The organism is Priestia sp. KCTC 13724 (genome assembly GCF_056820425.1).
The window spans coordinates 1-944 of record NZ_JBXDLD010000189.1 but is presented as its reverse complement, the minus strand read 5'-3'; the positions used below and the strand labels follow the sequence as shown (position 1 = coordinate 944).

The 944-nt window shown below is 32.5% G+C and carries 1 protein-coding gene; it reads right to left on the bottom strand.

Annotation, left to right across the window (positions count from 1 at the left end; all coding sequences use genetic code 11):
* A partial coding sequence (locus AC1UFB_RS20285) for a DMT family transporter (RefSeq protein ID WP_482589952.1) occupies nucleotides 1-783 on the bottom strand: 783 nt, incomplete at its 3' end.
* Nucleotides 784-944 lie beyond the last annotated feature (161 nt).

The following is a 944-nucleotide window of genomic DNA, read 5'->3' as shown; positions in this document are numbered from 1 at the left end:
TGTTAACGCTGGTACACAATAAAATAGGCTTGTAACATTAGTTAAGTTCCCTTTAGAAATCATATAGTAAAGCAACATTGTTGCACCTACAGTAATAATAAAAACCATCCAAAGAAGTGACATTAAAAAAGTTGATGTCCAATCCACTGTAAAAGAACCAAAAAAAGGTGCAATTATTATAAATAAAAGAAAACTACAAGTATATTGGATTGACATATTCATCGGTAAACTAGTTTTAATGTTTTTTTGTAAGAAGGTACCACAAGTAATACTTCCTAGTGATAATAAACACCAAACGACACCAAGTATTGAAATAGAACCTTCCCATAGACTATGTCCTACAACTAAAATTAATCCTATCATGCCTGAAAATAAACCTATCCATTGCTTTTTTGTTGTATCTCCTTTTGATAATACTGTTGTGACAATAGGTTGGGCTCCTAATATAATTGCTAGTAAACCAGGAGAAATATTAAAATCTAAAGCTAGGAAGAAAAAAGCTTGATAACCAACTTGTTGAAAAATACCTGTAGATATGATTGCTTTCCATTCAAAAGTTGTAGAAGGTAGTTTTGACTTCAGCTTTAAAGAAATGATCCACATAATTATTGCAGCTATAAAAAATCTGTAGGCCAGAAAAGTAAAAGGATCTGCATAAGGAAGACCAAGTTCTACAAAGATAGCGCCACTACTCCACATTAATACAAAAACCCAAGGTATGAAGAGTTCTTTCCTTGAAACTTTTGTTGTAAGTTGATGAGGACTACTTAATTCTGTTTTCATAATACACCTCTTCATAAAGATGAGCTTCTCATAGGGGTACAGACAGCAAAACGGAAATATTGTACGTTAAGGTTGGAACCGTTGATATAAAGGGGATGTTCTAATAACGTTCGTTTATGGTTCTTAGATAAATAAAGCCATGTATACCCTTAAAACGACCA